The organism is Streptomyces rapamycinicus NRRL 5491 (genome assembly GCF_024298965.1).
GTDB classification, from domain to species: domain Bacteria; phylum Actinomycetota; class Actinomycetes; order Streptomycetales; family Streptomycetaceae; genus Streptomyces; species Streptomyces rapamycinicus.
On sequence record NZ_CP085193.1, the window covers coordinates 4,353,211 to 4,374,714 of the forward strand.

Annotated in this window: 22 protein-coding genes and 2 pseudogenes; 14 read left to right on the plus strand and 10 right to left on the minus strand. The window is 71.4% G+C overall.

Going from position 1 to position 21,504, the window contains the following annotated elements; genetic code table 11:
* The first annotated feature begins 303 nt into the window (after positions 1-303).
* The 3 genes from LIV37_RS17680 to LIV37_RS17690 all read left to right on the plus strand — a co-directional run bounded on the left by LIV37_RS17680 (position 304) and on the right by LIV37_RS17690 (position 3,478).
* Complete coding sequence (locus LIV37_RS17680) at positions 304-1,161, plus strand: DUF4097 family beta strand repeat-containing protein (protein ID WP_020868485.1); 858 nt, start codon at positions 304-306, stop codon at positions 1,159-1,161.
* Entirely contained in the window at positions 1,161-2,279 is a 1,119-nt protein-coding gene (locus tag LIV37_RS17685; RefSeq protein ID WP_020868486.1) for a PadR family transcriptional regulator, read from the plus strand. Before LIV37_RS17680 ends, LIV37_RS17685 begins: the two co-directional genes overlap by 1 nt.
* A 455-nt stretch (positions 2,280-2,734) precedes the next feature.
* Positions 2,735-3,478, plus strand: a complete 744-nt coding sequence (locus tag LIV37_RS17690; RefSeq protein ID WP_020868487.1) for an antibiotic biosynthesis monooxygenase — start codon at positions 2,735-2,737, stop codon at positions 3,476-3,478.
* A 122-nt stretch (positions 3,479-3,600) separates the two neighbouring features.
* On the opposite strand, the gene LIV37_RS17695 is transcribed toward LIV37_RS17690, so the two are convergent.
* A complete protein-coding gene (locus LIV37_RS17695) occupies positions 3,601-4,563 on the minus strand; it encodes a zinc-binding dehydrogenase (RefSeq protein WP_020868488.1) in 963 nt (320 codons plus the stop codon).
* 202 nt (positions 4,564-4,765) lie between these two features.
* Complete coding sequence (locus tag LIV37_RS17700) at positions 4,766-5,998, minus strand: NAD(P)-dependent malic enzyme (RefSeq protein ID WP_121824819.1); 1,233 nt, start codon at positions 5,996-5,998, stop codon at positions 4,766-4,768.
* A gap of 513 nt (positions 5,999-6,511) precedes the next feature.
* On the opposite strand from LIV37_RS17700, the gene LIV37_RS17705 reads away from it, so the two are divergent.
* From LIV37_RS17705 to LIV37_RS17715, 3 genes are read left to right on the plus strand one after another with little or no spacing between them, the layout of a single operon-like run.
* On the plus strand, positions 6,512-7,465 hold the full coding sequence (locus LIV37_RS17705) for an ABC transporter substrate-binding protein (protein WP_020868490.1): 954 nt from the start codon (positions 6,512-6,514) through the stop codon (positions 7,463-7,465).
* A 43-nt stretch (positions 7,466-7,508) separates the two neighbouring features.
* Complete coding sequence (locus LIV37_RS17710) at positions 7,509-8,447, plus strand: amino acid ABC transporter permease (protein WP_020868491.1); 939 nt, start codon at positions 7,509-7,511, stop codon at positions 8,445-8,447.
* A gap of 5 nt (positions 8,448-8,452) precedes the next feature.
* The gene (locus tag LIV37_RS17715) at positions 8,453-9,205 is read left to right on the plus strand and encodes an amino acid ABC transporter ATP-binding protein (protein ID WP_121825398.1); all 753 of its coding nucleotides are present in this window, start codon (positions 8,453-8,455) and stop codon (positions 9,203-9,205) included.
* Positions 9,206-9,279: 74 nt separating this feature from the next.
* On the opposite strand, the gene LIV37_RS17720 is transcribed toward LIV37_RS17715, so the two are convergent.
* The gene (locus LIV37_RS17720; RefSeq protein ID WP_020868493.1) at positions 9,280-10,056 is read right to left on the minus strand and encodes a class I SAM-dependent methyltransferase; all 777 of its coding nucleotides are present in this window, start codon (positions 10,054-10,056) and stop codon (positions 9,280-9,282) included.
* 118 nt (positions 10,057-10,174) lie between these two features.
* Here LIV37_RS17720 and LIV37_RS17725 point away from each other — a divergent pair, with 118 nt between their 5' ends.
* Entirely contained in the window at positions 10,175-10,837 is a 663-nt protein-coding gene (locus tag LIV37_RS17725; protein WP_020868494.1) for a CGNR zinc finger domain-containing protein, read from the plus strand.
* 56 nt (positions 10,838-10,893) lie between these two features.
* Here LIV37_RS17725 and sodX read toward each other — a convergent pair.
* Positions 10,894-11,202, minus strand: a pseudogene (gene sodX / locus LIV37_RS17730) (nickel-type superoxide dismutase maturation protease); the annotation flags it as partial.
* Positions 11,203-11,362: 160 nt separating this feature from the next.
* Here sodX and sodN point away from each other — a divergent pair.
* Positions 11,363-11,758 (plus strand): superoxide dismutase, Ni, encoded by a 396-nt coding sequence (sodN, locus tag LIV37_RS17735; RefSeq protein ID WP_020868495.1) that lies wholly within the window; start codon positions 11,363-11,365, stop codon positions 11,756-11,758.
* A gap of 214 nt (positions 11,759-11,972) precedes the next feature.
* Here sodN and LIV37_RS17740 read toward each other — a convergent pair whose 3' ends face one another.
* Positions 11,973-12,113: a methyltransferase domain-containing protein gene (locus LIV37_RS17740; protein WP_020868496.1), complete on the minus strand. Its 141-nt coding sequence runs from the start codon at positions 12,111-12,113 to the stop codon at positions 11,973-11,975.
* Positions 12,114-12,135: 22 nt separating this feature from the next.
* Between LIV37_RS17740 and LIV37_RS17745 the strand changes: the two are divergent.
* Together LIV37_RS17745 and LIV37_RS17750 are read left to right on the plus strand one after the other, a co-directional pair.
* Positions 12,136-12,333 (plus strand): annotated as a pseudogene (locus tag LIV37_RS17745) (hypothetical protein); the annotation flags it as partial.
* Positions 12,330-12,686, plus strand: coding sequence for an ASCH domain-containing protein (locus LIV37_RS17750; RefSeq protein ID WP_020868498.1), 357 nt, complete (start codon positions 12,330-12,332; stop codon positions 12,684-12,686). The pseudogene LIV37_RS17745 and the gene LIV37_RS17750, both read left to right, overlap by 4 nt.
* Before the next feature lie 32 nt (positions 12,687-12,718).
* Here LIV37_RS17750 and LIV37_RS17755 read toward each other — a convergent pair whose 3' ends face one another.
* Complete coding sequence (locus LIV37_RS17755) at positions 12,719-13,279, minus strand: TetR/AcrR family transcriptional regulator (RefSeq protein ID WP_020868499.1); 561 nt, start codon at positions 13,277-13,279, stop codon at positions 12,719-12,721.
* A 141-nt stretch (positions 13,280-13,420) separates the two neighbouring features.
* Between LIV37_RS17755 and LIV37_RS17760 the strand changes: the two genes are divergently transcribed.
* Entirely contained in the window at positions 13,421-14,338 is a 918-nt protein-coding gene (locus tag LIV37_RS17760) for an NmrA family NAD(P)-binding protein (RefSeq protein WP_020868500.1), read from the plus strand.
* A 125-nt stretch (positions 14,339-14,463) separates the two neighbouring features.
* Positions 14,464-16,911: a SpoIIE family protein phosphatase gene (locus tag LIV37_RS17765; protein ID WP_020868501.1), complete on the plus strand. Its 2,448-nt coding sequence runs from the start codon at positions 14,464-14,466 to the stop codon at positions 16,909-16,911.
* Between the two features lie 92 nt (positions 16,912-17,003).
* Here LIV37_RS17765 and LIV37_RS17770 read toward each other — a convergent pair whose 3' ends face one another.
* Positions 17,004-17,513, minus strand: a complete 510-nt coding sequence (locus LIV37_RS17770; RefSeq protein ID WP_020868502.1) for a pyridoxamine 5'-phosphate oxidase family protein — start codon at positions 17,511-17,513, stop codon at positions 17,004-17,006.
* Positions 17,514-17,637: 124 nt separating this feature from the next.
* Positions 17,638-18,819, minus strand: a complete 1,182-nt coding sequence (locus tag LIV37_RS17775; RefSeq protein ID WP_243146216.1) for a LysR family transcriptional regulator — start codon at positions 18,817-18,819, stop codon at positions 17,638-17,640.
* Between the two features lie 292 nt (positions 18,820-19,111).
* On the opposite strand from LIV37_RS17775, the gene snpA reads away from it, so the two are divergent.
* Together snpA and LIV37_RS17785 are read left to right on the plus strand one after the other, a co-directional pair.
* Complete coding sequence (gene snpA, locus LIV37_RS17780) at positions 19,112-19,777, plus strand: snapalysin (protein WP_020868504.1); 666 nt, start codon at positions 19,112-19,114, stop codon at positions 19,775-19,777.
* A gap of 301 nt (positions 19,778-20,078) precedes the next feature.
* On the plus strand, positions 20,079-20,297 hold the full coding sequence (locus tag LIV37_RS17785; protein ID WP_020868505.1) for a hypothetical protein: 219 nt from the start codon (positions 20,079-20,081) through the stop codon (positions 20,295-20,297).
* A gap of 60 nt (positions 20,298-20,357) precedes the next feature.
* On the opposite strand, the gene LIV37_RS17790 is transcribed toward LIV37_RS17785, so the two are convergent.
* Together LIV37_RS17790 and LIV37_RS17795 are read right to left on the minus strand one after the other, a co-directional pair.
* Positions 20,358-20,801 (minus strand): STAS domain-containing protein, encoded by a 444-nt coding sequence (locus LIV37_RS17790; protein WP_121824817.1) that lies wholly within the window; start codon positions 20,799-20,801, stop codon positions 20,358-20,360.
* 228 nt (positions 20,802-21,029) lie between these two features.
* On the minus strand, positions 21,030-21,422 hold the full coding sequence (locus LIV37_RS17795; RefSeq protein ID WP_020868507.1) for an STAS domain-containing protein: 393 nt from the start codon (positions 21,420-21,422) through the stop codon (positions 21,030-21,032).
* Positions 21,423-21,504: the final 82 nt, after the last annotated feature.

The following is a 21,504-nucleotide window of genomic DNA, read 5'->3' on the forward strand; positions in this document are numbered from 1 at the left end:
TTCCCAGGCCGGAGGAATTTCTTCAAAAAGTGCGATTCAGCCCACAGAGAAACGATGGCTGCGGCATGCATCTTCCGCCGCCTCGTGCGATTGTGCATGGCCGCGGGCCCGGATCAGGGACGGATCGGGCGAGGATCGGGTGAGGAGCAGGCGCGTCTGAGGGAGGAGCCGGGGCCGGATCGGAGCCGGGCCAGGCGCGGACCGGGCTTGACTCCGCGCGTCCGCGATATATCGTGTTGTACAGGAGACACGATATGTTGCGTCCAGATGGCGCGTCGCGCGTCCAGCCAGGGGAGGCCAGGGATGTCAGCCCGATCACAGTGGTCGATCAACGCGCCACAGAAGCTCACCCTCGACGACCCGGTGTCCACGCTCGACATCCAGATCGCGGGCGGCACGGTCAATGTGGTCGGCGCCGCCCCCGGCCCCGCCCGCCTCGAGGTCTCGGAGATCGACGGCCCGCCGCTGAAGGTCACCCACCTCGACGGCACTCTGAGCGTCGGCTATGACGACCTCCCCCGGAAGGGCTTCCGCAAGTGGCTCGGGCACTACACCCGTACCGCCCATGTCACCCTCACCGTGCCCGTCGGCACCAGCGCCACCGTCGGCGTGATCGGGGGCTCCGCCGTGGTCTCCGGGCTGTCCGGCCGTGCCGAGCTGCGCGGTGTCTCCGGTGACTTCACCCTGCTCGGGCTGACCGGACCGGTCCAGGCCGACACCGTATCCGGCCGGGTCGAGGCCCAGGCCGTCACCGGCGATATGCGGTTCCACTCCGTCTCCGGCGACCTCACCGTCATCGAGGGCTCCGGGCCCTCGGTGCGGGCCGAATCGGTCAGTGGCGACATGGTGCTCGATCTGGCGCCCGCCCCCAAGTGCTCCGACATCTGCCTCACCACCGTCTCCGGTGAGATCGCCATCCGGCTGCCGCACCCCACTGACGCGGAGGTCGAGGCCAACACGGCCAGCGGCTCGGTCTCCAACGGCTTCGACGATCTGCGGGTCACCGGCCAGTGGGGCGCCAAGAGGATCACCGGACGGCTCGGCAAGGGCAATGGCAGCCTCAAGGCCACCACCCTCTCGGGCGCCATCGCGCTGCTGCGCCGTCCGCCGTCCGAGGAGGACACGGACACCACCGACGGCACCCAGGGAAAGGTCCTCTGATGCCCCCCGTATTCGCCCACGGCCGACTGCGCCTGTATCTGCTCAAGCTGCTCGACGAGGCGCCGCGCCACGGCTATGAGGTCATCCGTCTGCTGGAGGAGCGGTTCCAGGGGCTGTACGCGCCCTCGGCCGGCACCGTCTATCCGCGGCTGGCCAAGCTGGAGGCCGAGGGGCTGGTCACCCACACCACCGAGGGCGGCCGCAAGGTCTACTCCATCACCGACGCCGGACGCGCCGAACTGGCCGGCCGCAGCGGTGAGCTGGCCGATCTGGAGCTGGAGATCCGCGAGTCGGTCGCCGAACTCGCCGCCGAGATACGGGAGGACGTCCGCGGCTCCGCGAGCGATCTGCGGCGGGAGATGCGCGAGGCGGCCCAGCAGGCCCGCGCCTCCGGCGGCGGCGCCCAGGACAAGCAGGCCCCGTGGGAGGGGTCGTGGGGCGACAAGGAGACCTGGCGGCAGGCGAAGGAGGAGATGCGGCGCGCGAAGGAGGAGTGGAAGGAGCAGGCACGCCGGGCCAAGGAGGAGAGCCGGCGGGCCCGGCAGGACGCCCAGCGCGCCCGTAAGCAGGCCAGGGACGCGCAGGACTTCGCGCGCGAGGAGGTCCAGCGGATCGCCCGGCGGGTCCAGGAGCAGACGCAGGAGCACATCCGGGCGGGCGACTGGCAGCGGGCGGTGCGCGAGGGGCTGGCCGAGGTGTCACGCGGGATGGGCCGGATCTCCCGGCCGGGCACCTCGCGCTCGGACAGGAGCCCGGACTGGGGCTCGGACTGGGGCTCGGACTGGGGCTGGGGCGACGACGCGTCCGGCCCGGACGTCACGGTCGAGCGGGTGGACATGACCAAGCCGGAGGGCGGCGGCGCGGAGGAGAAGCCGACCGCCAAGGACGGTGGCGGCGGCCCGGCCGGGGTGCGGGAGCCCGAGTGGGCCAGGGACTTCACCCCCTCCGGCGCCCCCGCCCGCGATCTGGAGCGACTGCTCGACCGGTTCCGGGACGACGTCCGCGACGCGGCCCGCGACCACGGGGTGACGGACGCCCAGCTGACCGAGGCCCGCCACCACCTGGGGGCGGCCGCGGCGCGGATCACGGCGCTGCTGCGGGGGGACCACCGGGCCTAGGGCTGTCCGGGCAGTCCGGGTGGGCTGACGCCTGCGGCGGGCTCTTCCCCTCCCCGCCCCTTCCCACAACTGGGGCTCCGCCCCAGACCCCGGCGTCCAGGGGCGGAGCCCCAGCCACGCGGCGGAGCCGCATACCGATGCCGCGGGAAGAGGCGAAGCCCCGACCCGGGGGCTGGGGCAGAGCCCCAGTTTCGGGAAGGGGCGGGGAGGGGAAAGGCCCGCCGGACACCCCCGTAAGCGCTCCACCGGCAGTGCCCGGACCTGCCATCGATCGTCCGCGGCGGAGCCGCGCATCGACACAGCCCCACGCCCCTGGCCGCTTGACTTGCACCGCGGTTGAAGTTTCAGGATCGACGTCGGAGGGGCGCACCACGGGGGAGCGCGCCCCTCCGGCCCCATCGCCTCTCCCCCGGCTTGTTCGGCGTTCCGACGTCCCCAACCGCGAGGAGACCACCATGTCCGCCCCGACCAGCCCCGGGCCGCTGCCCGAGCTCACCCGGCCCGATGTGGGCGCCGCGCTGTTCAGCACCTGGAGCGTGGGCACACCGGAACGGCAGCGGGCCACGGTCGACGCCATCGCCGCCACCTGGGACCGCCGCCCCTGGCCCGCGCCCGAGCTGCTCTCGTACAACCTCTACGCGGGCACGGACGGCGATACGCTGATGCACCACTCCCAGTGGGCCGACGAGGCCGCGTACCACGCGTTCTTCCGGACCCAGCGCCGGCAGCGCAACGACGCGGTCGACAGCGCGGTCCCGGACATCAAGCGGCTCGGTCTCGCGTACTACCGCCACTACCGCGGCTTCCGGGCACCGGCCGCCGAGCAGGCCGCCACGACGGACCCCGGGCTGTTCGTCGTGGTCGAGATCGACTTCAACGACCCCGATCCCCGGGCCCGCCGGTCCTGGGTGGACCTGGTCATCGACGCCCTGGAGAGCGAGCCCGACCCGGGCCTGCTCTCCGCCGACTTCCATCTGATCGCCGATGGTGAGCGCCATCTGTCCACCGACCGTGCCCGGGTGCTCAACTACGCCCGCTGGACCGACGTGGAGGCGTACGAGGCGGCCCTGGCGGCCGACGGGCCGCGCGGCGGCGGCTCGTCCGCCTGGGACCGGGTGCGCGACTTCCCCGCTCTGGTGGGTGCCTCTTCCCGCTCCTATCGCTTCCGGCGGAGCTTCGTACGGCCGTCCGCGCCGTAACGGAATTCGGGGAATTCGCCGGAGCGCGAGAGTCAGCGGGCAGCCGCGTATTACTCCGCGAATCCCCGGCCCGCACAACGGCCGGGGCCCGCACAACGGCCGGGGATATGCCGCCGCGATATTCAGACCGTCAGTACGACCTTGCCGAAGAGATCGCCGCCCGCCATCTTCTCGAACCCCTCGCGGGCCCGGTCCAGCGGCAGCACCGAATCGATCACCGGCCGCACCCCGCGCGCGGCGCAGAAGCTCAGCAGGTCCTCCAGCTCGTCCTTCCCGCCCATCGTGGAGCCGACGACCTTCAGCTCCAGGAAGAAGATCCGGTTGAGTTCGGCGGCCTTCGGGTTGGGGCCGCTGGTGGCGCCCGAAATCACCAGCGTGCCGCCGGGCTTGAGGGACTTCACCGAATGCGACCAGGTCGCGGCGCCCACCGTCTCGATCACGGCGTCCACCCGGCGCGGCAGCCGCTCCCCCGGCTCGTACGCGCCCTCGGCGCCCAGTTCGACGGCGCGGGCCCGCTTGGCCTCGTCCCGGCTGGTGGCCAGCACCCGCAGCCCGGCGGCCGCGCCCAGCACGATCGCGGCGGTGGCCACACCGCCCCCGGCGCCCTGGACCAGGACGCTGTCGCCGGGGCGCACCCCCGCGTTGGTGAACAGCATCCGGTACGCGGTCAGCCAGGCCGTGGGCAGGCAGGCGGCCTCCTCGAAGGAGAGCTCCTCGGGCTTGGGCAGCACATTCCAGCTGGGGACGGTCACCTTCTCGGCGAAGGTGCCCTGGTAGCGCTCGGTGAGGATGGAGCGGGGCTCCTTCGGGCCGACGCCGTGTCCGCTCTGGCCGATGACGGAGTGGAGGACGACCTCGTTGCCGTCCTCGTCGATCCCGGCCGCGTCACAGCCGAGGATCATCGGAAGCGACTCCTCGCCGAGGCCCACGCCGCGCAATGACCACAGGTCGTGGTGGTTGAGCGAGGCGGCCTTGACGTTCACGGTGGTCCAGCCGGGCCGGGCCTCCGGCTCGGGGCGCTCCCCCAGTTCGAGGCCGCTCAGCGGCTGGTCACGGTCGATACGTGCGGCATAGGCAGCGAACATGATCCCGACCTTAGGCCGCGGGGCGACCCCACGGAACCGCACCACGGTGTGACCCCGCTCGCCCGCCGGACGGCGCACGGGCCGGGCCGCCCCTCCGGCTGAGGGACGGCCCGGCCCGTAACGGCACCTGGTCGGTAAAGCCACCCGGTGCCCCGGCGGGCCACCCGGGCCCCGGCGGGCCGCCCAGGCCCACGGCGGGGCGTCAGCGGCGGGCGACGCCCTCCGCGCGGGCGGCCGCGGCGACGGCCGCGGTCACGGCGGGGGCGACCCGCTCGTCGAACGGCGAGGGGATGACCTTGTCCGCGCTCAGCTCGTCGGCCACCACGGCGGCCAGCGCCTCGGCGGCCGCGAGCTTCATGCCCTCGGTGATCCGGGAGGCCCGGACCTGGAGGGCGCCCGCGAAGATGCCGGGGAAGGCGAGGACGTTGTTGATCTGGTTCGGGAAGTCGCTGCGCCCGGTGGCGACCACGGACGCGTACTGGTGGGCGACGTCCGGGTGGATCTCCGGGTTGGGGTTGGCCATCGCGAAGATGAAGGCCTCCGGCGCCATCTTGGCCACCGCGTCCGCCGGCACCGTGCCGCCGCTGACGCCGATGAAGACGTCGGCGCCGTCCAGCGCGGCCTCCAGGGATCCGGTGAGCCCGGCCTTGTTGGTGAAGCCGGCCAGCTCGCGCTTGACCTCGGTGAGGTCCTCGCGGTCCGGCGAGACGACGCCCTTGCGGTCGCACACGGCCACGTCGCCGATGCCCGCCTCGGTGAGGATCCGGGCGATGGCGACACCAGCGGCGCCCGCTCCGGAGATGACGGCGCGCAGCTGGCCCAGCGCACGGTTCGTCAGCTTGGCGGCGTTGCGCAGCGCGGCGAGGGTGACCACCGCCGTGCCGTGCTGGTCGTCGTGGAAGATCGGGATGTCGACCCGCTCCTGGAGCTTGCGCTCGATCTCGAAGCAGCGGGGCGCGGAGATGTCCTCCAGATTGACGCCGCCGAACGAGGGCGCGAACCGGGCGACGGTCTCCACGATCTCGTCCACGTCCCGGCAGTCGAGCGCGATCGGCACCGCGTCCACACCGCCGAACTGCTTGAAGAGGATCGCCTTGCCCTCCATCACGGGGAGGGACGCCTCCGGACCGATGTCGCCGAGCCCCAGCACCGCGCTGCCGTCCGTCACCACGGCGACGACCTGGGACTTCCAGGTGTAGTCGTGGACGAGCTCGGGCTGCTCGGCGATCGCGCTGCACACCTTGGCGACGCCCGGTGTGTACGCGAGGGACAGATCGTCCCGGTCGCGCACGGGCACGGTCGCCTGGACGGCCATCTTGCCGCCGCGGTGCAGGGCGAATGCCGGATCGAAGGGCTCCCCGTCGGTCACGCCTTCGGCTCCTTCGCCGCTGCCGCTTGTGCTGTCGCTGCGAGGATTGACCATCTCCGCTGCCACTGTTTTGACCCCTTTGTCGTTTTTCTGTCGAGGGTATCCGCCCCAGGTTCGGAGCGGGCGGGCACCGCGTCGTCCCATTCAGCGGATGACCACCGCATGGGTGTGGGTACGAACGCCGGGCGCGTCGCACACGCGCCCTGAGCCCCGGGTGAGGGGTGTAGCCGTCTGTTCTACCTGAAGCGCGCACCGAGGGACGAGCGAGTTCTGGTGCCATGACGCCGGAAAACCAGGCATTACGCCTGAAGACGGGCGAAGCTCTAGGGAAAGTCCATGCCGCTGTCACGCGCTGTTTCCCCGCATGATCATGAGGCTGCCCCGCGTCACCGGCCGCCGCTGTCCGGCCGGTACCGCTGTCCGATTGTGCACCACGGGGATCGCCCGTTATCCGATTTTGACATGGCCAGCGGCCCGTACGGGCCCGTCCGATGGCAAGATGCCCCAATCACACGAGATCGCGACACCCACAAACGTGTTCCCGAGATCTCGCCCCCTCACCCTGCCGGAGGAACCAGCATGACCGCCAGCTTCACGCCCCGTGGGGCCACCCTGAAGTCCCGGATGGCCCCCGTCGGCGCGATAGCGGTGGTAGGCGTCCTGCTGCTGACGGGCTGCGGCGATCAGACGGACAAGGCCACGGGCGGGTCCAACAGCAACTCCGCCCCGCTGTTCAACCAGCTGCCCAAGGAGATCCAGAGCGCCAAGGTGATCAAGGTGGGCTCGGACATCAACTACCCGCCGGTCGAGTTCAAGAAGAACGGCCAGGTCATGGGCATCGACCCGGATATCGCCGACGCGCTCGGCAAGCAGCTCGGGGTGAAGTTCGAGTTCAACAACGGCACCTTCGACACCCTGCTCTCGGGTCTGCGCTCCAAGCGCTACGACATCGCCATGTCGGCCATGACCGACAACAAGGGCCGCCAGGAGGGTGTCGACCCGGACACCGGCAAGAAGGCGGGCGAGGGCGTCGACTTCGTCGACTACTTCACCGCGGGCGTCTCGATCTACACCAAGAAGGGCGCCAACTCAGCCATCAAGACCTGGGACGACCTGTGCGGCAAGAAGATCGTCGTGCAGCGCGGCACGGTCTCCCACGACCTGGCCAAGTCCCAGTCGAAGACCTGCCAGAAGAACGGCAAGGGCAAGATCTCGGTCGAGGCGTTCGGCAATGACACCGAGGCCCAGACCCGGCTGCGCGGCGGTGGCGCCGTCGCCGGCTCCAGCGACTTCCCGGTGGCCGCGTACGCGGTGAAGACCTCCGGGGGCGGCAAGGACTTCGAGCTCGTCGGCGATCAGGTGGAGGCGGCCCCGTACGGCATCGCCGTCGCCAAGAAGAACACCCAGCTGCGCGACGCGCTCAAGCAGGCCCTCGCCCTGATCATCGCGAACGGCGAATACGACAAGATCATCGCGAAGTGGGGCGTCAAGGACGGCGCGGTCACCAAGGCCATCATCAACGGCGGCAAGTGATCCGGCCCTCCCCCGTCCGCGCTCGCGCTGAAAGGCACCATCCGTGACTACTAAGATCGAAAAGGCGGGTCCGGTCGACGCCCCGCCGCCGGCGCCGGAGAGCATCAAGGCCATCCCGGTGCGGCACTACGGCCGCTGGGTCGCCGCGATCATCGCCATCGCCCTGATCGTGCTGCTGATCTCCGCCTTCGCCCGCGGTGACGTCAACTGGAACGCCATCCCGGACTACTTCTTCGACGGCGAGGTCCTCAGGGGCGTCCGCAACACCGTCTGGATCACCATCCTCTCGATGGTGGTCGGTGTGGTGCTCGGCATCGTCCTCGCGGTGATGCGGCTGTCGAAGAACCCGGTGACCGCCTCCATCGCCTGGGGCTACATCTGGTTCTTCCGCGGCACCCCGGTCTATGTGCAGCTGCTGGTCTGGTTCAACCTCGGCCTGGTGTTCGACTACATCAACATCATGCCGATCTACAAGGACGAGTGGTCGGACTTCATGACCCCGTTCCTGGCCGCCCTGCTGGGCCTGGGCCTGAACGAGGCCGCGTACATGGCCGAGATCTGCCGGGCGGGCATCCAGTCGGTCGACGAGGGCCAGTCCGAGGCAGCCCAGGCGCTCGGCATGAGCCACGCCAAGACGCTGCGCCGGGTGGTGCTGCCGCAGGCGATGCGGGTGATCGTGCCGCCGACCGGCAACGAGTTCATCAACATGCTCAAGACCACCTCGCTGGTGATCGCGGTGCAGTACTGGGACCTGCTCCAGGCCACCTCCGAGGTCGGGCAGAACTCCGGCGCCACGGCGGAGATGCTCTTCCTCGCGGCGGCCTGGTACCTGATCCTCACCTCCGTGCTCAGCGTCGGCCAGTACTACCTGGAGCGGTACTACGCGCGCGGCTCGAGCCGTAGCCTGCCGGCCACCCCGCTGCAGCGGGTCCGGGCCAATCTGCTCTCCTTCAGCAACCGCTCCGGAGGTGTCGGCGCATGACCGCCATGGTGAAGGCCGAGGGCGTCCACAAGTCCTTCGGCCCGGTTCAGGTCCTCAAGGGCATCGACCTCGAGGTCGCCCCGCGCGAGGTGTTCTGCCTGATCGGCCCGTCCGGCTCCGGCAAGTCCACCTTCCTGCGCTGCATCAACCACCTGGAGAAGGTCAATTCCGGGCGGCTGTACGTGGACGGCGATCTGGTCGGCTACCGCCAGAAGGGCGACAAGCTCTACGAGCTCAAGGACCGCGAGGTCGCCGAGAAGCGGCGCGACATCGGCATGGTCTTCCAGCGCTTCAACCTCTTCCCGCACATGACCGCGCTGGAGAACGTGATCGAGGCCCCGGTCCAGGTCAAGCGGGAGTCCAAGGCGGTGGCGCGGGAGCGCGCGCTGAAGCTGCTGGACCGGGTGGGCCTCGCCGACAAGGCGGCCAACTACCCCTCCCAGCTCTCCGGCGGCCAGCAGCAGCGCGTGGCGATCGCGCGGGCGCTGGCGATGGAGCCGAAGCTGATGCTCTTCGACGAGCCCACCTCGGCGCTCGACCCGGAGCTGGTCGGCGATGTGCTCGATGTGATGCGCGGGCTCGCGGAGGACGGCATGACGATGATCGTCGTGACGCATGAGATGGGCTTCGCGCGCGAGGTCGGGGACTCGGTCGTCTTCATGGACGACGGCGTGGTGGTGGAGTCCGGGCATCCGCGGGAGGTGCTGACCAATCCGCGGCACGAGCGGACGAAGTCGTTCCTCTCCAAGGTCCTGTAGGCGCTCACGCGCGCGAGGGCGGTACGGGCACCGGCCCGTACCGCCCTCGCGGTGTCTGTCCGCCGCTCAGGGGGTCACTTCAGCCCGAGCACCATCGCGTCCGAGGGCGAGCACCAGACGGCCCGCGCCTCCCCGAAGCCCGCCGCGCGCAGCGTCTCCGCATGCCAGGCGACGGGCTGCGCCTCACCGTCCGCGTGGTCGCCGTTCGCCGGATTGCCGAAGATCGAGAACCGCTCGGCGACCGGCCCGGCCAGCGCCTCGTCCCGCGCGGCGGTCTGCCACCAGTCCACCCAGTCCTGGGTGCCCTCGGCCCTGGCCCGCGCCTGCCGCGCCTTCTGATACGCGTGGTCGGCCGCGTTGAGCCGGGGCGTGTCCGGATCGGGCATGTGGTCGGCGTTGAGGAACACCCCGCCCTCCCGCACCACGCCCGCTATCCGCCCGTACAGCGCCCGCAGCTCGTCCGAGCGCAGCCAGTGGAGCGCCGTGGCGGTCAGGACGGCGTCGTACGCGCGGTGCGGCAGCCGCTCGGTCCAGCCGGGGTCGCGCAGATCGACGGTCACGAACTCGGCGCGCGGCTCGGCCGCGAAATGGCCACGGGCGATCGTCAGCAGCGCGGGGTCGAGGTCGACGCCGGTGCTGGTGGCGCCCGGGAACCGGCGCAGTGCCCGGTCCGAGATACTGCCCGTGCCGCACGCCAGGTCGAGGATCCGGGGCTCCGGGCCGACGACGGCCTCGACCGTGTCGAGCATCACCCGGAACCGTTCCTCACGATCGGGGAGGTACCACTCCTGCTGCCGGTCCCAGCTCCGCTGCCACGCCTGCCAGTCCGCCACGGCGACGGTGTCCGTCATCGAGCCCCTCCAAGCCATGCGTCATCGTCTCGGCGCAGCCGCCCGTAATACCCTCGTAGGCACAACGCCTCTTACTCAACCTGATGTGACCATAGACCGCCGTTCGTAAGGACCACAAGTGGAACTGGCTTATTACTCGGATCTCGCCGTGCGCCTGGTCAACAGCGAGGAGCCGAGCCGCGGCACCGACACCCTGACCTCGGTGGAGGCCGCACGGGCGCTCTTCGGCGAGAGTCAGCAGGCGGCCCGGCGGACGACCGACGCCGATGTCACCCGGCTGAGGTCGGTCAGGGCCCGGCTGCGCGCGGTCTTCGAGGCGGCGGCGGGCGGCGACGAGGTGCTGGCGGTGGACCTGCTGAACGCGCTGCTCATCGAGTTCCCGGTGAGCCCGCAGATTTCCGGCCATGAGACCCGCGACGAGGACGGCCGCCCCGACTGGCATATGCATATCGCGGACTACGCCGCCAACGCGGGCGCGGGATACGCCGCGACCGCCTCGATGGGGCTGGCCTTCCACCTCACCGAACTGGGCGCCGACCGGCTGGGCATCTGTGAGGCGTCACCCTGTCGCAACGCTTATCTCGACACATCGACAAATCGTTCCCGGCGCTACTGCTCCGACCGCTGCGCCACCCGCGCCAACGTGGCCGCCTACCGCGCCCGCAAACGCCTGGACGCCGAGCGGACGGCCGGCGCCGAGCGCAACCGCCGCCAGGACCGCGAGCCCACCGGCCGTACGGCGGACACCGCCCAGGAGACCAGCCCGGCCATCGACCGCTGACCACCGCGCCCGGCGCTCCGCAGCGGCCGCAGCCGCACCCAGGCCCGGGCCACCATCAGCTCGTCCGGCACGACGCCGAACTCCCGGCTGTCGTTCTCCACGTACGGATTGTCGCCCTTGACCCACCAGCCGCCCTCGCGCCGCTCCACCGCGCGCTTGACGATCAGCAGATCCTGCCGGAACGGATGGCGCAGAACCACCACGTCCCCCGGCCGTACGGGCGCGCCGTAACGCACCACCAACTGGTCGCCGGGGTACAGCGTCGGCTGCATCGACGGGTTGTACACCTCCGCGAGCCCGATCCGCAGCAGCCCGCGCTGGTCGCGGTCCGGCTCCTGCCCGCGATCGCCCTGCTGCTCCCGCATCACGGCACCTCCGGTCCTCACCCTGCACCCATCACGATCCCAGGCATCCCAGCCTTGCACTGGACTTTTGACCTAAGCCCCCCGGGGCACCCGAGAAAAGGCTTCCCCCACGGAGTAATCTCGCACCTGAGAAGACGATCACGAATGGAAGGACAGCTCTATGCTCTCCCGCCTGTTCGCCCCCAAGGTTCAGGTCAGTGCCCACTGCGACCTGCCCTGCGGTGTGTACGACCCGGCTCAGGCCCGCATCGAAGCCGAGTCCGTCAAGGCCGTCCAGGAGAAGTACCAGGCCAACGAGGACCCGCACTTCCGTGCCCGTGCCACCACCATCAAGGAGGAGCGCGCGGAGCTCGCCAAGCACCATGTCTCGGTGCTGTGGAGCGACTACTTCAAGCCCCCGCACTTCGAGAAGTACCCCGAGCTGCACCAGCTGGTCAACGACACCCTCAAGGCCCTGAGCGCGGCCAAGGGCTCCACCGACCCGGCCACGGGGCAGAAGGCCCTGGACTACATCGCCCAGATCGACAAGATCTTCTGGGAGACCAAGAAGGGCTGACCCCGCCCTTCCACAGCACCACCAGACCGCACCCGAGCCGCCCCGAGTGGCCCGGGTGCGGTCTTCTTCCTTCGGCCACCGGTGTGCAGGTCGTGGGTCATCTTGTGGGTGTTTCTGCCCCGGTTCGTGTCAGGCCGCATCGGCATCGCCCCGAGCAGTGGGTGCAGCAGTCCGCACCGCGAGCACCCCCCGGCCCGCAGTCCGACCCGGCCCGTTACACCAGACCGCCCTGCTTCACCACGCGGGACAGCTCGCCGACCGTCTGGGCGAGGTCGGTGACGTGATGGAGCATGTGCAGGGCCAGCGCCGCATCACAGCTTGCCGTGGCCATCGGCAGGTGAGTGGCATCCGCCATAGCGACCGGGCCGGGTAGCACTCCCGCGCCTGACGGTATCGCCGACTGGATGCTCGACACCCGGAAATGGCCCGGCACCACCACGGAGTACGCCGAGCAACTGCTGTGCCTCGCCGATACCTTGCTCTCGGACCCGCGCCACTTCTTCCGGTCGTACTCAGCCGCCGAGATCGGCCGCCTGATCACCACACCAGCCACCAGGAGCGTCCCCGCCCCATGACCGACACCACCGACCGCGTCCGCGAGCTCAACCTCTACCGCCAGTACTTCGACCTCGTCGCCGCGGGCACCAAGACCATCGAGGTGCGGGTGAAATACCCGCACCTCGCCGACCTCGCCCCCGGCGACACCATCCGCTTCCGCATCAAGGGCACCGACGAGACCTGCGACGTGAAGGTTCTGCGGGTCACCGGGTACGCCGACTTCGAGGGTCTGCTCGACGGCGAGGGTCCGGCCAACGTCAACCCGAACGCCACCCGCGACGAGCAGCTCGCCAGCATCCGGGCCATCTACCCACCCGAGAAGGAAGCCCTCGGTGCCCTCGCCATCGAGATGCAGCTCTCGCACCCTTGAGGCGGGTGCGGGGGTGAGCCGCGCCCGCGGCCTCAACCCCGGGGGCTGATGCCCGACACGGTCAGGTGCAGGAGTCGGGTCGCCTCGGTGGCGGGGGCGGGGTGGTGCTGGGTGGCCAGGGCGATGCCGGCGACCAGGGTGACCAGGTCGACCGGGGTCACGCCGGGGGCCACCGCGCCGGCTTGCTCGGCTCGGCGCAGCAGGGGCTCGCCCGCGTCGGCGAGGGTGTTCACGCAGGGGTTCGCGTGTTCCGGGTCGAGTTCGCCGTCCCGTAGGAGCGCGGTGGCCAGGCCCTGCACCGTGGCGGAGTAGACGGTGAGGGCGCTCAGCCAGTCCAGCAGTGCGGCCCGTACGTCGTCGGCCGCCGCGAGTTCGCGGGCGCGAGTGGCCAGGGTTTCGATGCGCTCGCGGAAGACCGCTTCGAGCAGGGCGCGCCGGGTGGGGAAGTGGCGGCGCACGGTGGCCGAGCCGACTCCGGCGGTGCGGGCGATCTGTTCCAGGGAGGCGTCGGCGCCGTGTGTGGCGACCTCTTCCTCGGCGACGGCGAGGATGCGCGCGTAGTTGCGCCGGGCGTCCGCGCGCTGGGCGGGCATGGCGTCACCTCCGGGTTGCCAAGGTTGCTAAGTGGCGGGGTCCTCCGTATCGTACCGAGTCATAAGTGGCGGGGCCCGCCGTTTAACGTTTCCAGTCGACTTGTCGATGAGTCGATACCCCTCTGCCCGAGGAGCAGCAGCATGACCGTGGAATCCCCGACGTCCGCCCCCGTCCTCGTCACCGGTGCCACCGGACAGCAGGGCGGCGCCACCGCCCGCGCCCTGCTCTCGGCGGGCGTTCCCGTGCGGGCCCTGGTCCGCGACCCCGCGACCGAGCGGGCCAAGGCCGTGGCGGCGCTCGGCGCCGAGCTGGTCAAGGGCGACCTCCTCGACCTCGGCTCGGTGCGGCGGGCCGCCGAGGGGGCGCGTGCCGTCTTCTCGATCCAGATGCCCGATATGAACGACCTCCAGGGCGACTCCGAGTGGGTCCAGGGGCGCAACCTGATCGACGCCGCGCGGGACGCGGGGGTGGCGCAATTCGTGCACACCTCCGTCTCCGGCGCCGGGCAGCACCACGACGCGCCCGGCTGGGCGGAGGGCCGCTGGGCGGCGCTGGAGAACTACTTCGCCACCAAGACCGGCCTCCAGGACCGGGTCCGCGAGGCGGGCTTCCGCCACTGGACGCTCCTCAAGCCCGCCTTCTTCATGGAGAACTTCCTGTCCCTGCTCCCGAACGGCCCCGAGGGCGGCCTGGCCACCATCCTCGAGCCCGGCACCGAACTCTCCCTCATCGCCGTCGCCGACATCGGCACGGCGGCCGCCGCGGCCTTCGCCGACCCGGAGCGGTTCCACCAGGTCGAGTTGGAACTGGCGGGCGACCATATGACGATGACCCGGGTCGCCGAGATCCTCTCCGAGGTCACGGGCGCCGAGCTGACCGTCCCGTCGATGACCGCGGACGAGGCGCTCGCCGCCGGGATGCCGCAGTGGGGCCTCGGGCATGAGTGGACGAACACGGTCAACCAGCCCGCCCGTCCCGAGTTCGCACGCGCCCTCGGCCTCCCGCTCACGAGCTTCGCCGAGTGGGCCGGGCGGCATCTGCGGCCCGCGGTGGTCTGACCCGCGCGCTCCCCAAGGCGTCCGCTCCGGGCTCCGGGCTGTGGTTGATGCCCGGACCGGAGTGGACCAGGCTGGAAGGGAGCCCTGGTGGACGGACCCGGTGCCGTCCCGGAGGGATGGCGAGGATGAAGCGCCACGACAGCGGCTCCGCGCGGGAGCGGGGCGACTTCGACGAAGCGGATACGGCACGAGCGACCGTCAGCGATGACGGGACGCTGACCAGCTGGAACGAGGGCGCCCGTCGGCTGCTCGGGCATCCGTCCCCCGATGTCGTGGGGCGGCCGGCCGCCGAGCTGCTGGCCGATCCGGGCCGCGCGGCGGGCGCCGAGGTCAGCCATGCCCGCACCCGGCTGACCCGGTGGCACGGAATCGTGGCGCTGCGCCACCGGGACGGCCGCGAAGTGCCCGTACCGCTGCTGGCGCACCGCAGACGGCCGGAGGGCGACTGGCTGCTGGTGACCGCGGCACCCCGCGCGGAGCAGCCCCCCGAGTCGTGGAACGACGCGCTGATGCGGTGGGCCTACACCCAGTCGCCCTGCCCGATGGCGATCTACGACGCCGACTTGCGGCTGCGCAAGGTGAACGCCGAGATGGCCCGCGTCACCGGCCTCCCCGAGACGGAGATCCGCGGTCTGCGGCTGTCGGAGATCAAGGGCAGGCTCCAGAGCGAACAGCTCGAAGCGGCCATGCGCCATGTGCTGACCACCGGCGAACCGCGCGAGGTGGAGACGTATCTGCGCGCCGGAAGCGGCGAGATCAACGAGCAGGCCTGGTCGGCCCGGTTCGCCCCGCTGCAGGCGAGGGACGGGCGGGTGTACGCGGTCTGCATGGCGGCGCACGACATCACCGATCAGTATCTGGCCCGCCAGCGGCTGCTGCTGCTGAGCGCGGCCAGCGAACGGATCGGCTCCACCCTCGACATCGACCACACGGCGCAGGAGCTCGCCGACGTCTGCGTACCGCGGCTGGCCGACTACGCCAGCATCGATCTGCTGGACCGGCTGACCCAGGACGAGGAGCTGCCGTCCGGGCCGCTCACCGACCCGGTCGTGCTGCGCCGCGCCGCCCGGCAGTCCATTTACGAGGGATGCCCGGAGTCGGTGGTGCCGGTGGGGAAGGTGGACACCTACCCGAAGGTCTCGCCGATGGCCGAATGCCTGGTGGCGGGGCATCCGATCATCCATGAGTCCACCGACCCCTCGATCGCCGAGTGGGGTGCGCTGAAGCCCGACCGCGCCGAGACGATCCGGCGGTTCGGCGTCCACTCGATCATGTCGGTGCCCATCCGGGCGCGGGGGACGACGCTCGGAGTGGCCGTGTTCGCCCGCCACCGCACCCCCGAGGCGTTCGCCGAGGACGACGTGGTGCTGGCCGAGGAGATCACCACCCGGGCCGCCGTCTGCGTCGACAACGCCCGCCGCTTCACCCGGGAGCGCAACACCGCCCTGGCCCTGCAGCGCAGCTTGCTGCCGCAGACCCTCCCCCAGCCGCCGGCCGTCGAGGTGGCCTCCCGCTATCTGCCCGCGGGCCCGTACGCGGGGGCGGGCGGGGACTGGTTCGACGTCATCCCGCTCTCCGGGGCGCGGGTCGCGCTGGTGGTGGGCGATGTGGTCGGCCACGGCATCCAGGCGTCGGCCACCATGGGCCGGCTGCGGACGGCGGTCCGTACCCTCGCCGACGTCGATCTGCCGCCGGACGAGCTGCTCACCCACCTCGACGACCTGGTGATCCACCTGGCCGCCGAGACCGGGGCCGAGGAGGCCACCGGCGATGTGGGGGCCACCTGTCTGTACGCGGTCTACGACCCGGTCTCGCACCGCTGCTCGCTCGCCGCGGCCGGACATCCCGCCCCCGCGCTGGCCAGGCCGGACGGCTCGGTGGAGTTCCTGCCGGTGCCGCCCGGACCGCCGCTGGGGGTCGGCGGGCTGCCCTTCGAGGCGATGGAGACCGAACTGCCCGAGGACGCCGTGCTCGCCCTCTACACCAACGGGCTGATGGGCGAATGGGACCGCGACGTGGACGAGGGACGGCTGCTGCTGGCCGACGCGCTGGCCCACCCCTCCGGCTCCCTGAGCGGCACCTGCGACGCCGTGCTGCGGACGCTCCTCCCCGGCGAGGGCGTGCTGGACGACGTCGCGCTGCTGCTCGCCCGCACCCGCGCCCTGGACGCGGCGCACGTGGCCACCTGGGACGTGCCCGCCGACCCGGCGTGGGTCGCGCGGTCCCGCCGGAACGTGACGGAGCGGCTGACCGAATGGGGGCTCGACGAGGCCGTCTTCACCACCGAGCTGGTCGTCAGCGAACTGGTCACCAACGCCATCCGGCACGCCGTGCCGCCCATCCAGCTGCGGCTGATCCATGACCACTCGCTGATCTGCGAGGTCACCGACTCCTCCAGCACCGCCCCGCATATGCGCCGCGCCCGCACCTTCGACGAGGGCGGCCGCGGGCTGCTGCTGGTCGCGCGGCTCAGCCAGCGCTGGGGAAGCCGGCAGACCGCCGAGGGCAAGACGATCTGGTCGGAGCAGACGCTGCCGGTGGGGCTGCCCGGCGGGCTGCTCGACCTGGACTGACCGGCCCGAACGGCCCGGGGGCCACTAACGGCCCGGGGGCCACGGTTACGAACGGGTCCGGGGCCACGAACGGCCCGGGGCCTCCGTGGGCGTCAGAAGCGCCAGCGCGTCTGGCCGTACTCGCCCTTGCGGAAGCCGAACGCCGTGGCCGGGGCGACCCGGAAGACCAGCGCCTCGTGGCCCTCGTGGTGGAAGGCGCCGTCGCGCACCTGGAAGGTCCACTCCTCGCCGTACTTCGCCACGTACGCCGCCGCGATCCGCCGCAGCGTGGCGTCGTCCCGCACCGGCTCGGCCGCGCCCTCGACCACCAGGTCGAGACCCTCGCGCAGCACCCCCGCACCCGTGGTGATGGCGCAACGCGGATCGTGCGCGAGGTTGCGGGCCTTCTGCTCGTCGGGGCCGGTGCAGAAGCAGAGCGCGCCGTCGAGCCAGACGGCGATGAGCGGGGTGACGTGGGGGCGGCCGTCCCGGCGGACGGTGGACAGCCAGTAGAGCTCCGCGGCCGCCAGCCCCGCACGCCCCTCCGGCCAGGCGGTGGCGGTGGCGTCCGGGCTGCTGAAGCGGGTGTCCAGCGCGGTCTGCGGTTCGTGCTCGGTGATCATCTGCTCGCTCCTCGCATGGCGTGGCGGTCCGGTGCGGTCCCGTGTGCTTGGACCGCCCGGCGGAGCGAAAGTCATCGCTCGCCACCCCTTCGGGGCCACGGGGCCTCTCGCCACCCCTTCGGGGCTACGAGACCTCGGCGGGCCCGGCGAGCCCCAGGATGTCGAGCTCGTCGCGGGTCGGGGGCTCCTGGAGGCGCAGCAGCGGGCTCTCGTTGCGGACCAGCCACTGGCGGTACGCGACGCTCGCCCAGGCGATCTCGAAGTACGCGTCCGCCAGGTCGCCGAAGAGGGCGTCCACGTCGAGGGGCGCACCGGACACCGGGTCCCGGGCGGGTTCGACGGGGCCGGTACGGGCCGCCGTGTCCAAAGAGGGGTCGATGGGGCCCGTACGGGCCGCGTGGTCCGGGGCGGATTCGGTGCCACCGGTACGGACCGCCGTGCCCGGGGCGGAGCCGTCGGCGCCGGTACGGGCCGACGGGAGCGCCCGCGAGGCCAGGAACAGCCGGACCGTCAGCGGATCCCCGTGCAGCGGGCGGACGGCCACGCCCTGGCGGGACCGCGCGGTGGGCTGGCAGGGGGTGACCACCTCGCCCGAGGCGACCAGGTCGGCGGCGGTCAGATAGTCCCCGTAGACCACCCTCGGATTGAGCCCGGCGGCGGCCAGCACCCGGCGCAGCCCGGGCCCCTCGCCGTCCACGCTGGGGTCCACCATCCACTGGTCGGCGGCGAGCTCGGCGAGCCGCACCACGGGCCGCGCGGCGGCCGGATGGGTCTCGGCCAGCGCCACGAACTGCGGCTCCCGCTCCGCGAGCACCCGGCGCTCCACGCCCTCGGGCACCCGCAGCGGCGCCCCCTCGACCTCGTGGACGAAGGCGACGTCCAGCTGGTTGGCGGCGACCATCTGCAGCAGCGCGTTGGCGGAGACGTCGATGTGGATGGTGGTGTCCGCGTCCGGGTAGCGGGCGCGGAGCCTGCGCAGCCAGCCGACCACGGCCCGGCTGCCCGTGCTGCCGATGCGCAGCCGGGCGTCGGCGGTCTGCCCCGCCTCCAGCCGGACCTCGCTGACAAGGGCGTTCATCTCGGCCACGATCGGCCGGGCGCGGCACAGCACGGACCGCCCCAGCGGGGTCGGCCGACTGCCGGTGACCTCCCGCGAGAACAGCCGGCCGCCGACGGTGTTCTCGATCCGCCGGAGCTGGGTCGTCAAGGACGGCTGGGTCATGCCCAGTTGACGCGCCGCCTTCCGTAGGCTGCCGGTGTCGGCTATGGCGCACAGTGCACGGAGGTGCCTCACCTCGAGCTCCACGGCGGGAGCATAACTGCGCACTTGTCCGTCACACCAGACTCTGAAATCCCGCCAACCCATACCGGAAACGATCAATCGGTGGTCAAACACGGGTCAACGGGGTGTCAAACTCCGGTTATCGACCGGGTCCTGAACGCCCGGCGGAGGATATGCCCTCGTCCTATCACCAGTTGATATCTCCGCGTAGGGCCGGTTCTCCTCAAGACTCTGCGTCAGCCAAGAGTTCATCCCACGGCCCCGGCCGCCACCCCACACGGCGACCGGGGCCCGAGGACGATGAGGAGCCCCCCACATGTCACTCCCCAAGCTGGCGCTGTCCGCGACGATCGGCCTCGGCCTGGCGGTGTCCCTGTCCGCCATGCCCGCGTCCGCGGCCACGCCCGACCACTCCACGGCCCAGCGCGGTGCCGCGGCCGCCGCCTACACGGCGAGCGGCGAGGAGCGGGCCGACACCGACGCCTTCATCAAGGCCGTCATGAAGTCGGCGCTGGAGAAGAAGGCGAAGTCGCACAGCGCGACGGCGGCCGTCACCGTGACCTACAACGCGAGCCAGGCCCCGACCTTCAAGTCGGTGATATCCCGCTCCGCCCAGATCTGGAACTCCGCGGTGAGCAACGTGAAGCTCCAGGAGGGCAGCAGCGCGGACTTCACCTACCGCGAGGGCAATGACCCCCGGGGCTCGTACGCGAGCACCGACGGACACGGCAGCGGCTATGTCTTCCTGGACTACGCCCAGAACCAGGAGTACGACTCGACCCGGGTCACCGCGCACGAGACCGGCCATGTGCTGGGTCTGCCGGACCACTACGAGGGCCCGTGCAGCGAGCTGATGTCCGGTGGCGGCCCCGGCACCTCCTGCACCAACTCGCAGCCGAACGCGGCCGAGATCAGCCGCGTCAACCAGCTCTGGGCCAATGGCCTGGCCAAGCTCGAGAAGCAGCTGGCCAAGAGCCACTGAGCACTGAGCCCGCCGAACCCACTGATCCGCTGGATCAGGGCCTGACCGCCCGCACCCGGTTCCCGACGCCGGGTGCGGGCGCTCGGCGTGTGCGGACGAGGCACCCCGTCGCGGACGCGGTGCCTCGTCGTGGACACGGTGCCGCGCATACGGACGCGGGGCCGCGCATACGGACTCCGGGCCGCCCCACACGGGAAGCGACGCCGCCTCCGGCCGGAGGTACCGTATAGGCACCAGGAGCATTTCGCACAAACCGGCCGGATTCCCTCCTGCTGGGCCCCGGCCCCAGGGAGTGAGCACCATGGAGACCCTGATCACCGTGGTCGTCATCCTCGCGCTGATCGCCGTGGGCGCCCTGCTGATCCACCGGACCAATGTCCAGAACGGCAACCGCATGTCCCCCGAGAGCCACGAGACCCTCCCGGGCGGCGGGCGGCCCCGCCATCGCGCCTGGGGCCGCGGGCGGCAGCACCGGGGCCATCGGGTGACACCTCCCCCGCCCCAGGACCCCCGGCCCTAGCGCGCCCTGCCGGGCGCCCGACTCGGAGGGCCCGCCGCGGGCGTCAAGACCCGCCGCGCTCTAGCCCTCGTCCGCACGCAGCGCCTCGTCCAGCGTGGCCACCGGCTCGAGCACTTCCAGCATCCGCCCCGCCCGCAGCGTGCGGAGGATCAAGGCGTCGTCGCAGACCAGCCGTATCCGCCCGCCCCGCTCCCGCACGCGCCGATGAGCCCGGCACAGCAGTCCCAGGCCCGAACAGTCGAAGAAGGCGGTCGGACGTAAGTCCACGATCACCGCGGGCCGGTCCCCGGCCGTGGCCGCGTCCAGCGCCGGTCCCACGCTTCCCACCCCGGCGATGTCGATCTCACCGTGGAGCTCCACGACGGTGTACCCGCCGACCCGGTGCGTACGGACCCGAGGAACGACGTCATCGGCCGGATCCTCGCTCGCGGGCTCCCGCGCGGCGTTCTGGGCACCGCGATCCATCGGCACCGGCGCATCACGGGGAGCGCCTTGCTGCGTCATCGCGATATCCCCTCGGAACGGCACACTGCCCCCTCTCACCTTCGTCAGGTCCCGGAAGCGGGCAGGGTCGGGCATCGGGTGCGAAATCCGCCGGGTCCTCAGGCGACGTCTCGCGAGCGTAAGGGGGTGACCCCCGGTTACAGAGGGAGGGACGCAGCATTCCGCCGGTAAAGTCCGCTCGTCCGAGTGAATTTCGGTTCTTACTATTGACACTTGGTCAGATACGGCCTACGCGAGGGCGTCACCACCCCCTCCGGCCACCGGTCCCGCCGCGCCCGCGATCGCCGGAGTCAGATCTTCCAGTACCTCGAAGGCGTCGTCCAGCCGGACCATGCGAAGCAGCCGCAGAAAGCGCGGATCGCCGATGACGAGCCGCAGCCGCCCGTCCCGCTCCAGCACGCGATTGCGCAACCGGCACAGTAACGACAATCCGGCACAGTCCAGGAACGTGACCGGTCGTAGGTCCAGGATCAGATCCGGGCACCGCACCTGAACGAGGGAATCGAGCCGAGCCACGATCCGCCCCGCGGCGAAGATGTCCAGCTCTCCCGCGACCTCGGCGACGGTGACGCCGCCGAACGCGTGGACTCGGACGCCGAAGGCGGGCCGATCATCGAACATGCAAGCCTCCTTGACCTGGTGGAGGCGCGCGACACCGGAGCCCGCAGCCACGCCGGTCATCGCCGGGGTCCAGGCCGGCCCT